Consider the following 13,345-nt stretch of genomic DNA (forward strand, 5'->3'; position numbering starts at 1 on the left):
ATGACATTGGAAAATATACGCTGGATTGGCACTGCTCCGGATGCGGCCTGGACCGATAACGCAGTAATGGCCGCTGCATCCTCCGAAGATACACTTGCGCTTACCGGCGAGCGGGGGCAGAATATCGGCGGCTTTGGCGGCTGCTTCAACGAGCTGGGCTGGATCGCCCTTTCCCGGATAGAACCAGCGGCAAGAGAACGGGTCTTGCGCGATTTGTTTCATCCGCAGCTAGGCTGCAAATTCAATTACTGCCGTCTGCCAATTGGCGCCAATGATTACGCTTTGGACTGGTACAGCTGTAACGAAACCGACGGCGACTATGCGATGGAGAAGTTCTCTATAGACCGGGATAAGCTGTATTTGCTGCCCTATATAAAAAAGGCTTTGGAATATAGGGCGGATTTAACGCTGTATGCTTCTCCCTGGAGTCCGCCAACCTGGATGAAAGAGCCCAGGGTTTACAACTATGGGAAGCTGCGCATGGAACCGGAAGTATTGAAGGCGTACGCGCTGTATTTTAAAAAGTTTGTAAAGGCCTATGAGCAGGAAGGGATACGGATCCGGCAGATTCACATTCAAAACGAGCCCTTCGCCGATCAGAAGTTTCCTTCCTGTTTATGGACCGGTGAACAATACCGGGTATTTATCCGGGACTATCTCGGACCGTTGTTCCAAAAGGAAAATATGGCGGCTGAAATATGGTTTGGCACGTTAAACGGCCCTACGCCGATGGCTATGAATCCGCTAACCGGAGCCATCACCCTGCAAAGTTATGATGCGTATGTGGATCACGTGCTTTTCGATCCAGAGGCGCGAAAGTATATAAAGGGGGTAGGATACCAGTGGGCCGGGAAATATGCGATTCAAAGAACCCATGACAGTTTTCCGGAATTGAAGCTGATTCAAACGGAAAATGAATGCGGCGACGGACAAAACTCCTGGGAATATGCACGCTATGTTTTTGATTTGATCCGGCATTATCTGGTCAATGGGGCGAATGCTTATATTTACTGGAATATGGTGCTGGAGCCCGGCGGCGTTAGCACCTGGGGGTGGCCGCAAAATTCATTGATTACGATTGACGCGGAAACCCAAAAGGTTATTTATAATCCGGAATTTTATTTGATGAAACATTTCTCTCATTTTGTCGCTCCCGGGGCTGCCAGACTCCTTACCAAAGGACATTGGAACAGCGCTTCCTTAGCCTTTGAGAATCCTAACGGTGAAATCGTCCTCGTCGTAAATAACGGGGTTGCGTATTCCCGCACCTTTACTTTTAAAGGGAACCAGAGAGCGTTTTCTGCGGAGTTGCGGCCTTATTCGTTCAACACGTTTGTTCTCTGATGGAGCCTGCTGCAAAATACTCATTCAAATTGCTGCAGTAGAGAGGGGAGAAGTGAGTGGTGAAAGAAAACTTCCCGTTTAATAATAACGATTGGGAAAACCAGTACGTTTTGCAAATCAACCGGGAACCTATGCATGTTCCGCTGGGGGCCTACAGTTCGCTGGCAGAGGCCTTGTCCTGCAACCGGCAGTGCTCCCCATACGTCTTGTCATTGGACGGAATATGGAAATTTAAATTATTTGCGAATCCCCTGTCCGTCACCGAGCCTTTTTACGAAGAACACTTTGATGCAGCCGGGTGGGACGATATTAAAGTGCCGGGCAATTGGGAGATGCAGGGATATAGTTATCCCATCTATACCAATATCAAGTATCCTTTCGACATGAACAGCCCCGGCGATTCCTACCGGAGTTATCCCGGAGGAAGGGATGCGGAACGGGACACTTCGATATTCCTGGATTTGAATCCCCCCTATGTGCCGGCGGATAATCCGACCGGCTGTTATATCACCCGGTTTACTTTACCGGATGGCTGGCGGGAGCGGGATGTTTTTATCAATTTTGAGGCGGTTGAATCCTGTTTCTATCTGTGGGTGAACGGCAAAAAAGTCGGTTATTCCCAAGACAGCAAATTGAGCGCGGAATTCAATATCAGCGCTTATGTTAAAAAGGGCGTGAATACGTTAGCCCTTCAGGTTATGCGGTGGTGTGACGGAACCTATCTGGAGGATCAGGATTATTGGCATTTATCGGGGATACAGCGTTCCGTCGTGTTATACAGCAAACCGCCGGTTCATATCAGAGACTTTAAGGTACTCGCCCTGCTGGATGATCAATATCAGGACGCGGAATTGATTGTCTATTGCTATGTGAATAAAAAGAATGGCTATGCCGGTTATCAAGTCAGGGCGAACTTATTTGACCAGGACGGGCGGCCGTTTATCGAGGAAATGAAGGGGGATATTTGCATCCGGACCCCCATGTATCTTAGAACGGATTTTATACTGGAGGCGGGGGCGGCATTACTGCGGGCCAAGGTAAAAAGCCCGGCGAAGTGGAGTGATGAAAATCCCTATTTATATACCCTGGTCATGACGCTGGTTGATCCGCAAGGGAAGGAAACCGATTTTGAAAGCGTCCGGGTCGGATTTAGACGGATTGAAATCAATGCGGCAGGAGTAGTAACGCTAAATGGCAAGCGGCTGGTCATCCGGGGCGTAAACCGGCATGAGCATCACCCGGAGACAGGGCGGACGCTGACGGAACGCCGGATGCGCGAAGAGATAACGGCCATGAAGAAGCTCAATTTCAACGCCGTCCGCACCAGCCACTATCCCAACGATCCCCGCTGGTACGACTTGTGTGATGAACTGGGCCTATATCTGGTGGATGAGACGAACTTGGAAACCCATGGAGTTCAGGCTTTATTATCGAAAGACCCCACCTGGAGTTTAGCCTATCTGGACCGCGTAATCCGTATGGTCATGCGGGATAAGAATCATCCCAGCATTCTGTTTTGGTCGCTGGGCAATGAATCGGGCGCCGGCATGCATCACGCCGCCATGGCGGCGTGGGTCCGCTCTTATGACCCGTACCGGCTTGTCCAGTATGAAAGCGGTGATCCGGGGGCGGATATTACGGATATCCGCTGTCCTATGTATCCGGGGTTAGCGTGGATCGACGCGGCGATGGCGGATTATAACGATAAACGGCCCTTTATTATGTGTGAATACGCCTATTCCAAAAGCAACAGTCTGGGAAATTTCCATAAGTATTGGGAATATGTTGATAAATATCCGCGCTTTCAGGGAGGTTTTGTCTGGGATTGGTGCGATAAGGCAATAACCAAGCGTACTGATGATCATAAGATATACTGGGCCTACGGCGGCGATTTCGCCGAGCCGGTGGTAGACAGGGTACCCGATATGTGCCTTAATGGGGTTATGCTGCCGGATCTTACTCCCAAGCCGGGAGCGTGGGAAATAAAAAAGATACAGGCGCCGCTCCGGGTAACGGCAAAAGATTTAGCTAAGGGCCAATTTGTTGTTTATAATAAATATTTGGTTAACGATCTCTCGCATTTGACGGTCGCCTGGGAATTCATCGAAGAGGGAGTTGTCATTCAGGCCGGACAAAGGAAGCCGCCGGAAGCCGCGGCGGGGCGGGACGGTGAATTTACCATTCCTTATCGCGTTGGTCCCGTCAAGGGTGGCGCTGAATATGCCGTAACGATTTCTTTTATTCTCAACCAGGACACACCCTGGGCCGAACAGGGGCATCCGGTATACAGCGAGCAGTTTGTTTTGCCGGTGAGAGCGCCGCAACTGCAAGTTAGCCAACCTGAAGCGCTGCCGCCGGTTCAACTGAAGGAAACCGGTACGCAGGTTGAAATCTGCGGCGAGAACGTCAGAGTATTATTTTGCAAAGAGCAGGGCCTGCTGGTTTCTTACGAATGCGGCGGGCGGAAGATCCTAAACTTGGGCATGCAGGAGAATTATTTCCGGGCGCCTACCGGCATTGACCGGGCGCAAAGCCTAGATGTGGAAGCAGGCGATTGCGGTTTTGCCGCTGAGTGGTATCACGCCGGATTGAACAAACTGGCCCGGCAGGTGAAAAACGTGAAGATATTTAGACAAGCTGCCGATTGTGTTCACATCGAGGTGGATGTATTTCTTGCTGCCCCAGGCAGGGAATCCGGCTTTCATAGCAAGCTGCGCTACGTTATCTACGGGAATGGGACGATGGAAGTGTATAATGATGTGGACGCCAGTCCGGATCTGCCGGTTCTCCCCCGCGTCGGGCTGACTTTCCGGGTAACGGAAGCCTGCCATATTTTCCAATGGTATGGACGCGGACCGCATGAAAATTACGCCGACAGAAAACATAGCGCCCATATTGGACGCTACGCCAGTACGGTGGAGGAGCAGCACTTTCCCTATATTGTACCGGTGGAATGCGGCGGCAGGGAAGATGTGAAATGGTTTAGTTTAACGGATGAATCCGGCTGCGGCATCCAAGTCCGGGGGTTTAACCCTTTGCATGTTGACGTGCATAAAAACAGTGTGAGTGACTATGAGCAAGCCAGCCATTCCTTCGGCTTAATTCCCCGCGACGAGATTTTTGTAAACGTGGATTGTATTCATGCCGGTCTGGGCGGCGATACGGGCTGGACAAAAAATGTTCACGCAGAGTACCGTGTGAAACCGGAGCGGTACCTGTTTGGCTTCCAGGTTACCTTGCTGGGTTATTCCTGATTTTGTGCAACCAATGTTTAAATTTTTTTCAATGTTGCGTTTTACTGAAGATTCCATCCCATGTTATAAGCTATAGTATTAGTTAAGGAAAGCAATAAAGAAGCCGGAAAATACCTGGAACTAAAAGGTATTTCCGGCTTCTTTCTCATTACGGTTTTGGTGTTTTCACCTGGGCAAATAGCCAATCCCGGATCCCGTCAATTGTATAGGCATATTGCCAGGTATATCTGTGATTGCCATTCTTGAATACTGTATAGTTGACGTTACAACCCTTCTCAAGCATATCCTTCACATTCTTTGCTAATTCCAGCGGACTAGCTTCTGCAGACCAAATTGCTTTACTAACCGTTGCACCTTGAGTTTCTAACACTTTGGTAATTGCATTCATTCCCGGATAAGCCTTGTTATCTCCCTCTGAGACAACAATCCATAGATTTTTCTTTGCCATTGGGGCTGCCTTCGCGGCATCCCACTGACATGCAACCAGCAACGAGGCTGCAAACATATCCGGATACTTGATATCCATCGCAATCGACGTCATGCCGCCCATAGACTGTCCCGTATTATAGAGCCGGTTTGAATCAATACTATAGCGCTTCTCCAACTCCTTAACCAGATCAACGGTGATATCCATTTGTTCGGTGGTTTTTGAATTATCATCGGCAATCACAGTAGTATACTGCGGCGCAAGTACAAAGCATTCATTTTTTGCGGTGGCCCAAATGACTGCGCCTAACCCTTGAGTGAGTGTTAATGTGGGATTATCACCGACAACACCGGCATCATGCATGAACAAGACCAACGGATATTTCTTGGAGGGATCGTAGTTTTTCGGCACATACAAATTGTACATCAGCTTCTCATTATTATAGTTCGGATCGGTGTAAACAAACTGCTTGAAATCGTCGACTACCAAGTTGACCGTTTTACTGCTGGTTATCACACTCGAATTTGCACGGTAAGTTTCGCCGGCTATTGTTGTAATATTGCCAACCTGGGTCACTTTTGCAACCAGGGGAGGGCTGTCCGGTTGTTTGTCCGGCCTTGATCCTAAGGTTGGGCCACTCATCTTTTGGGAATTTATAATTTGCTGATCTTTTTGGGCAGCATCATTACCAGGATGTTCCTGTCCATTCCCCGCCGATATCATAGGCGTTGCAAGCTCAAGAATGACATAGTTCCCGTTTAGCCCCTTAGAAGCCTTAGCCGCTATTGTATTGGCATATATTTTGGTGATGGTTTTATCCTCTACCGTGAAATCGGAAGTTTTTAGTTTGGATGTATTAATAGCACGGTCATATTCCAGGGCCACAGCACTTATTTTTTGTCCATCCCCAAATACTTCCGTGATTGCTGTAACGCTCTTTACATGCTTATTATTCGCATCCGGCGAAGCTTCTTTCTGTAAACCGTCAGCGGCATATACCGGCAAGCTTGTTCCCAGTATAAGCATTACTATTACAAATGCCGATGATATTTTTTCCATTTTTACACACAACCTTTCAATTCACTCAGGTACCAAAAGTTGTTATTCACTAGCTTTGCTCCGGCTATTTAATTGAGTAAGCATGGATATGATTTTATTTTCTACAAGTTCTGCGGATCCTTTAGCATACTTTGAATTTCTTGCTTCATACGTGAACTTGTCATAACTGTCCTTATCCGCCATATATTTAGCCGCACCATTTACCATTGTCAAAACCATAGTGTTTTTTACAGGTGATCCTTTCTTGATGTCTGCGCCAATTTTCGAAGCCAATTCCGGTTGAATACCAACAAGGGCGATATTACCAATTTTCATAATATCAATAGGCACTTTGACCTCTCCGTCGATTTGATAAGTATATTGTTTAACCGGCTTCATATCAGCCGTTTTGGACATAGGCATTTTCTGTGATTTACAAACCACGCTGTCATGGATGACACTTAAATCAACGCTTGTCTGTTTGTCTATAATTTTACGGCTTACCTTAATCGCGTCATATCCCAGCCGTTCCCCTATCAGGCCGAGCAATATGTAACCATCATCATGAATATCCGTGCGTATCGATACACCCTTGTTATCTGTCATATAACGGTTTGCCATAAAGATAGGTGCCTGATCGCCGGCGGCGCCGACTCCAAAGAAAGCTACCGTGCCATCCTCTTTATATTGATCCTCTACGTATTTCGTTGCCGCGCCGGCAAGATCTGTAGAAATCAGTTTCTTTCCCTGATTGGAAACAGATTCATCCATAATAGAAGACTGTACACTATAGTTCATAAATATTGCCAATGGCTTTCCGGATAAACTGTCAATTTTCATTACACTAAGTTCTTTATCAGAGTATCCCGTTTCATTGCTTCCGTGCCACCAGCCACCGGCTGTAAGTTCATCCCGATTGATATTAACATTGGAAATACCTGTTCCATAGCCAATGCTTGCCGGTTGCATACCGGTTACTGCCTTTTGGGTGGCAGCTTCAACCGCTTTAGCAAGAGCCGATGCAAACATTGCTGTTTTCTTATTCTCTGCCGCATTCTCCGTCATTCCCGGAAAAACATGGGGGCTGGAAAAGTTATGCGCCGCATAAATGAAAATATTATCAGGCTGAATCCCGGCGGTTTTTTGTATGATACTTTTCAGTTGATTAACGTTGCCAAGAGATGTCATATCAATGGACACAACGGCCGTTTTATTAACTCCATTATCCAGCAATAATGTCTTCACGTATAACGGATCATGTATTCCGTCAAAACCTTGCGCCGGGAAAAATTCCGGCGGAATTTGAATCAGCGTCTCACCTGCACCGGCCTGTAAAGTCCCATAAGGCGCTTGTGCCGCGAAACAAATTCCCGACTGAATTAGCATAATCAAGAAACTAATCCATAAAAAAATCCTTTTTTTCTCGTTCATGTGATTCTACCTACCTGCTTTTAAATTGGCGTTATTTTTTCGCTTCTTTATTGTATCCTTTAATTTTTTCAGTTTTGTTACAGCTAACTAACAAAATTAACACATTATGCCACCACAGATCCCGCTGCAACCAATAACAAGCTGCCAATTATATAAAAGCATTTTTTCTCACTGTTGAAAACCGGTATCTATCATTTTTAACCAAATTCTAATCTTCTTCCAGTGGTCTGTAAACTCTAGGCGGAAAACCGCTCGTAAGAACACTATAGAATTAGGATTTACAGACCACTAGGGGTCTTGAGTGCAGTTTTTGCATTCCGGGGTGTACAGCATTTGGACTATTTTTAGCAAGGGTCATGTACTATACTTAAAAAAGCAGAAGAACAGGAATCTAAATGAAAATTGTCTGCAGTTAGTGGGGGTTATGCGGCAATGCTGGACAAAAGAAGTAATGCCATTCTTCAGCATATCGTGAATGCTGCTTCTTATGTACCTACGGAAGAAATCGCGGAAAAACTTAACATTTCCAAACGGAGCCTATACTACGACATCAAACGAATTAATGGCTGGCTGAAATACCACAAGCTGACCGGTATCCGCCATATTCAATCGGCCGGGTTATATCTGGAGGAAAATACGAAACGGGAACTGCCGAAACTGTTTCAGCAAGTGAATCCGTGGCAATACGAATATTCTGCGAAGGAGCGGAAGGCCTGGCTGGCCATTCATATCCTGACCCGCAGCCGCAATGTTTCGCTGCAGGATTTAATCGATGCCATCCGGGTCAGCCGCAACACGGCAATGAATGACTTAAAAGGGCTGCGGGAAGAGGTAACGCGGCGATTCCAGCTAAACACGGCCTATTCCAAGCGGACCGGCTACATTATGGCGGGCAGCGAAACGGACCGGCGCAAAGCCCTGAATGTTTACATGTCGCAGGTAATTGAAGGCAAGGGTTGGCAGTATTTTATCGACCGGATGGCTCAGGTGGAAAGAAGCGATGAGGGGGAAGTCAGCTTATTTAGCCAGCAGAATCTGGCGGAGATAAAAAAGGCGATTGTTAGCTGCGAGGACCGCTTGGGGGTACAGTTTACCGATGAGGTATTACAACAATTCAACTTACAGATCATCCTGTTCCTTCGACGTCTGCAATTAGGGGGGCGCGTCCGGATTGCCCCGGCGGAACAGATGATGCTGCGCCGGACCCGGGAGCACCGGGCGGCGGAAGAGATTTGCGCCAGACTGACGGAAGTTTTTCAAAGCGAGATTCCTTCCGAAGAGGTCGACTACCTAACGACTTATGTTCTAAGCGCCAAGGTGAACTACATCAATGTAGACCTTTTTCAAGAGGAAATCCCTCACTGGCGGGATATTATCCGCAGGATGATTGATGATTTTCAGCGGTACGCCTGTGTTCAGTTTTATGACTGGGCGGGTCTGGAAAACAGTCTGCTGATGCATTTGAAGCCGGCTTACTACCGGATCAAATACGGATTATGTCTGGAAAATCCGTTAAAGGAGCCGATTTGCAAAAAATACGGGGACATTTTCCTTCTAACTAAGAAAGTGATTCATTACCTGGAAGAAAGCGCCGGCCAGCCGGTCAATGACGATGAAGCGGCTTACGTGGCGATGCATTTTGGTGCCTGGATGCGGCGGGAAGGGATCCGGCCGGCGGCCAGGAAAAAAGTTCTGCTGGTTTGCGCCAATGGGGTAGGGACTTCTTCGATCCTGCAAAGCCAGTTGGAAGGATTATTTTCCAATGTGGATATTTTGCGGACCGTGAGTGTGAGGGAATTTCTTCAATATGAAGAGGAAGCGGATTTTATTGTTTCCACGCTGCCGTTAAGCGGCAGCAAGAAACCGGTTTTTGTTGTCAGCCCGATTTTAAGCGATACGGAGACGGAAAATCTGCTGAAAAAAGTGAATGCCTTATTCCGCTTGCCCCAAAAGCAGGCGGTATCGGTAAATGGCTTGCTGGAAATTATCGGCCGCCATGCCGTAATCCGGGAACCGGATCAGCTAATGCAGGAACTAAAGGAATATCTTTATAAACCGGACTTGAGACCACAGGGGGATACTAGACCGATGCTAAGCGATTTAATCACCAAAGATAAGATACAAATGCTGGATAAAGTGAAGGATTGGGAAGACGCCATTGCCACAGCCGCCAGACCGTTGCTCCAATGCGGCTATATTAAGGAAGCGTACATAAAAGCCATGATTGATAATATCAAGAAACTGGGCCCTTATGTAGTCATGAGCCCCCGGGTGGCGATTCCGCACGCGCGCCCGGACGACGGCGTGAATCAGGTGAGCATGAGCTTGCTGATTTTAAAAGAAGGCGTTGCTTTTTCGGCGGCCGGCGAGGAAAGAGTGCAGATCCTCATCATTTTGGCGGCCATCGACAATGAGACTCATTTGAAAGCGTTGGCCCAATTGTCCGGTTTGCTGATGGAGGAAGAGAATGTCGACAAGCTGGTCCAGGCGGCAGATGTCGGGGAAATCGTCGATTTAATCGCCCGGTATTCTAACTGAGAGGGAGGTGAAAACGGTGAAAAAAGTATTAATCGTATGCGGCAATGGATTGGGCAGCAGCTTTATGGTTGAAATTGCCGCCAAGAAAATTCTCAAAGAACTGGGAATCGAGGCGGAAGTATCCCATACGGACCTTGCTACCAGCAAGACGGAAAAGGCCGATTTATATATCGGATCCCATGAGCTGATGGTCAATCTTGCGGATGGAAAACGAAACGTGGTGGGTATGAGAAATTTATTAAATAAGGATGAATTGCGGCAAGCCTTAGTGGATCATTTGAGGGGGGAATAGCATGTTTGATTTGATTATGAAAGACATCCTGGGGTCACCGGCCTTTCTGGTTGGGCTGTTTGCTTTTATCGGACTTATATTGCAGCGGAAAAAACTGACCGATATCATTTCCGGCACGTTAAAAACGATTATGGGTTTTATCATTTTAGGCGGCGGCGCCGGCATTTTAGTGGGCGCCCTGGACTCCTTCGGCAAAATGTTCGAAGCGGCGTTTGTGATCAAGGGGGTTATCCCCAATAATGAGGCAATCGTAGCGCTGGCCCAGAAAACCTTCGGGGCGGAGACGGCGATGATCATGGTGTTTGGCATGGTGCTCAACATTATCCTGGCCAGGATTACCCCGCTAAAATATATTTTTCTTACGGGCCATCACACGATGTTTATGGCCTGTATGATTGCCGCGATTCTGTCGGCGGGCGGCGTTAGCGGCGCAGCCTTAATTACGGTTGGCGCACTCATTCTCGGTACTTTGATGGTCGTAATGCCGGCCTTGTTGCAGCCATTTACCCGGCAGATTACGGATTCCGACGATTTTGCGGTGGGGCACTTCGGCACCATTGCCTATTTAACGGCTGCCCTTGTCGGCAAGACATTCGGCGACCGGAGCAAAAGCACGGAAGATATCCATGTTCCCCAGAGTTTGGCGTTTTTACGGGACAGCTCGGTGGCCATGGCTTTGACGATGACGATATTATATTTTGTGGTAGCTTTATGCGCCGGTCCCGCTTTTGTTGAAAAGTTGAGCGGCGGCACGAATTTCCTCGTTTTTTCCTTGATGCAGGCAATTACTTTTGCCGCCGGGGTTTATATCGTATTAGCCGGGGTGCGGATGTTACTTGCCGAGATTGTGCCGGCCTTTCAGGGCATTGCCGATAAAGTGGTTCCCGATGCCAAGCCGGCCCTGGACTGCCCGTCCGTATTTCCCTTTGCGCCGAATGCGGTCATCATTGGTTTCTTTTCCAGTTTCCTGGCCGGGATTGTCTCCATGTTTTTCCTGCCGGCGCTGGGGCTGAAAGTCATCGTACCCGGTTTAGTGCCGCACTTCTTCTGCGGGGCAACAGCCGGGGTTTTTGGCAACGCCACGGGAGGCCGCCGGGGAGCTATACTGGGAGCCTTCGCTAATGGCTTACTGATCAGCTTTTTGCCCGCTCTCTTGCTGCCGGTGCTGGGAAATCTGGGTTTTGCCGGTACCACGTTTGGAGATGCCGATTTCGGTGTGGTTGGCATAATTTTAGGCAACATTATGAAGCTGTTTGGTCATTAGAATAAATCCTATTTTGCTTGAATGCCAGCAGCTTGTTGTTTACAGGCGCTGGCATTTTTCGGTATAAAATGCTATTATGATTTATGAATTCTAAGTTGGACAAGGAGAATGGAAATGCCGCGAAACCAGGATGAATTAACGGGAATTACTCTTTTGGGCAATCAAAATACGCAGTACAATTATTCCTATGCGCCGGAGGTTCTGGAAACCTTCGACAATAAGCATCCGGATAATGACTATTGGGTGAAATTCAATTGCCCGGAATTTACCAGTCTTTGCCCGATTACGGGCCAGCCGGACTTTGCCACGATTTATATCAGCTATATTCCCGAGATCAGGATGGTCGAGAGCAAATCGTTGAAATTGTATTTGCTCAGTTTTCGTAATCACGGGGATTTTCATGAAGACGTAGTCAATATCATCATGAAGGATCTTATCAAAGTCATGCAGCCCCGCTATATTGAAGTGTGGGGAAAATTCCTTCCCCGCGGCGGCATCTCGATCGATCCGTATTGCAACTACGGCAAGCCGGATACCAGGTATCAGGAGCTTGCCTGGCACAGACTGCGTGAACATGACCTGCATTTTATGGACAAGGTCGACAATCGCTGAAAGAAGGTTTTTACTGAATGCATCAACGGGATACATTTTCCTTCACACCGCATATTCCCGGGGGATTAACCACACCGGAGCAACTTAGGCAAATTGCTGCGGCTGCCGAAAAATACGGCACCACGCTGAAATTTACAAGCAATGGCATCACGCTCATGGGTCTTGCCTTGGCTGACCGGGAAGCAGTAGCGGCTGAGCTTGGCAGTGTGCCGGAATCGTTTACCGCCAAAGCGGTTCGGGGAATCACGGTCTGTACCGGCAAGCCGAACTGCCCCAGGGCGCAGCAGGATAGTACCGCCCTGGGCCTGCTGCTTGACAGGAAATTTTTTGGCCGGAATACTCCCGGCAAGGTTCGGATCGGCATTAGCGCCTGTCCCAACTGCTGTGCTGAGGTCTTTGTGAAAGATATCGGCCTGTTCGGCACGGCCCAGGGATTTACGGTTGTTGCCGGCGGCAATTCAGGGCGTCAGGCCCGGGCAGGCCGGATTATTGCCAGCGGCGTGCCGGCGGAACGCATTCCGTCGGTCATTCGTTTATTGCTCGACTACTACCGGCAATATGCAAAAGATAAAGAACGCCTGGGGGATACGCTGGACCGGGCAGGCTGGGACGAATTGATTGCGGCAGTTACAAAGGAATCATAGAGGAACCAGGGATTGTTATTTCTTTTTCCAAAATCCAATTACTATTACCGAAAGACCGTCCAAAGCGGTCTTTTTTTGCAATTGAAGGTCTTGACGAAACGGCAGTAAAGATTTTATAATATGAATATACGGTACCGGGGTACCGTAGAAAATAAAAAGTGATGGTTTATCCTTGGAATAATGAAAGGATGAACCGAGGAAAAATAAGTACAGTAATTCAGGAAAGGAAGATTTCAATGACCAAAAAACTTTTTATCGAGGGAATGAGCTGCGGCCATTGTGCAAATCATGTGGAGACCGCATTAAAAGAGGTAGGCGGCGTAAAATCCGCCAAGGTTGATCTGGCAGGTAAATTTGCCATCGTGGAATTGGCCCATGAGGTAGGTGCTGAAAAAATGAAAGCAGCGGTAGCCGATGCCGGTTATGAGGTTACCCGCATTGAGTAAGCCAATCGGCTAAACACCAAAGGACCAATTCAGTATTGGTCCTTTTTTGTAAATA

Annotated in this window: 10 protein-coding genes; 8 read left to right on the plus strand and 2 right to left on the minus strand. The window is 48.0% G+C overall.

Annotation, left to right across the window (positions count from 1 at the left end):
* Together LUCIF_RS04570 and LUCIF_RS04575 are read left to right on the plus strand one after the other, a co-directional pair.
* Entirely contained in the window at window positions 1–1,344 is a 1,344-nt protein-coding gene (locus LUCIF_RS04570; protein ID WP_122626696.1) for a glycoside hydrolase family 30 protein, read from the plus strand.
* Between the two features lie 56 nt (window positions 1,345–1,400).
* The gene (locus LUCIF_RS04575; protein WP_122626697.1) at window positions 1,401–4,598 is read left to right on the plus strand and encodes a glycoside hydrolase family 2 TIM barrel-domain containing protein; all 3,198 of its coding nucleotides are present in this window, start codon (window positions 1,401–1,403) and stop codon (window positions 4,596–4,598) included.
* A 148-nt stretch (window positions 4,599–4,746) separates the two neighbouring features.
* Here LUCIF_RS04575 and LUCIF_RS04580 read toward each other — a convergent pair whose 3' ends face one another.
* The gene (locus LUCIF_RS04580) at window positions 4,747–6,084 is read right to left on the minus strand and encodes an alpha/beta hydrolase-fold protein (protein WP_207856982.1); all 1,338 of its coding nucleotides are present in this window, start codon (window positions 6,082–6,084) and stop codon (window positions 4,747–4,749) included.
* A gap of 42 nt (window positions 6,085–6,126) precedes the next feature.
* Window positions 6,127–7,449 (minus strand): hypothetical protein, encoded by a 1,323-nt coding sequence (locus LUCIF_RS04585; RefSeq protein WP_165865887.1) that lies wholly within the window; start codon window positions 7,447–7,449, stop codon window positions 6,127–6,129.
* Between the two features lie 477 nt (window positions 7,450–7,926).
* On the opposite strand from LUCIF_RS04585, the gene LUCIF_RS04590 reads away from it, so the two are divergent.
* The 6 genes from LUCIF_RS04590 to LUCIF_RS04615 all read left to right on the plus strand — a co-directional run bounded on the left by LUCIF_RS04590 (window position 7,927) and on the right by LUCIF_RS04615 (window position 13,290).
* Window positions 7,927–10,032 carry a BglG family transcription antiterminator gene (locus tag LUCIF_RS04590; protein ID WP_122626699.1) on the plus strand — a complete coding sequence of 702 codons (2,106 nt, stop codon included), beginning with the start codon at window positions 7,927–7,929 and terminating at the stop codon, window positions 10,030–10,032.
* A gap of 16 nt (window positions 10,033–10,048) precedes the next feature.
* On the plus strand, window positions 10,049–10,324 hold the full coding sequence (locus LUCIF_RS04595) for a PTS sugar transporter subunit IIB (protein ID WP_122626700.1): 276 nt from the start codon (window positions 10,049–10,051) through the stop codon (window positions 10,322–10,324).
* 1 nt (window position 10,325) lies between these two features.
* A complete protein-coding gene (gene ulaA / locus LUCIF_RS04600) occupies window positions 10,326–11,588 on the plus strand; it encodes a PTS ascorbate transporter subunit IIC (RefSeq protein WP_122626701.1) in 1,263 nt (420 codons plus the stop codon).
* Window positions 11,589–11,702: 114 nt separating this feature from the next.
* Window positions 11,703–12,200, plus strand: coding sequence for a preQ(1) synthase (gene queF, locus LUCIF_RS04605; protein ID WP_122626702.1), 498 nt, complete (start codon window positions 11,703–11,705; stop codon window positions 12,198–12,200).
* 17 nt (window positions 12,201–12,217) lie between these two features.
* Complete coding sequence (locus LUCIF_RS04610) at window positions 12,218–12,844, plus strand: ferredoxin-like domain-containing protein (RefSeq protein WP_122626703.1); 627 nt, start codon at window positions 12,218–12,220, stop codon at window positions 12,842–12,844.
* A gap of 236 nt (window positions 12,845–13,080) precedes the next feature.
* A complete protein-coding gene (locus LUCIF_RS04615; protein WP_122626704.1) occupies window positions 13,081–13,290 on the plus strand; it encodes a heavy-metal-associated domain-containing protein in 210 nt (69 codons plus the stop codon).
* Window positions 13,291–13,345: the final 55 nt, after the last annotated feature.

The sequence above is a fragment of the Allolucifera butyrica genome, assembly GCF_900476375.1.
GTDB classification, from domain to species: domain Bacteria; phylum Bacillota; class Negativicutes; order Sporomusales; family UPPP01; genus Lucifera; species Lucifera butyrica.

Bases quoted from the DNA above. Each gene is read 5' to 3' on its own strand.
- LUCIF_RS04570 (WP_122626696.1), top strand. From the start codon at position 1: ATGACATTGGAAAATATACGCTGGATTGGCACTGCTCCGGATGCGGCC.
- LUCIF_RS04580 (WP_207856982.1), bottom strand. From the start codon at position 6,084: ATGGAAAAAATATCATCGGCATTTGTAATAGTAATGCTTATACTGGGA.
- LUCIF_RS04585 (WP_165865887.1), bottom strand. From the start codon at position 7,449: ATGCTAATTCAGTCGGGAATTTGTTTCGCGGCACAAGCGCCTTATGGG.
- LUCIF_RS04590 (WP_122626699.1), top strand. From the start codon at position 7,927: ATGCTGGACAAAAGAAGTAATGCCATTCTTCAGCATATCGTGAATGCT.
- ulaA (WP_122626701.1), top strand. From the start codon at position 10,326: ATGTTTGATTTGATTATGAAAGACATCCTGGGGTCACCGGCCTTTCTG.
- queF (WP_122626702.1), top strand. From the start codon at position 11,703: ATGCCGCGAAACCAGGATGAATTAACGGGAATTACTCTTTTGGGCAAT.
- LUCIF_RS04610 (WP_122626703.1), top strand. From the start codon at position 12,218: ATGCATCAACGGGATACATTTTCCTTCACACCGCATATTCCCGGGGGA.
- LUCIF_RS04615 (WP_122626704.1), top strand. From the start codon at position 13,081: ATGACCAAAAAACTTTTTATCGAGGGAATGAGCTGCGGCCATTGTGCA.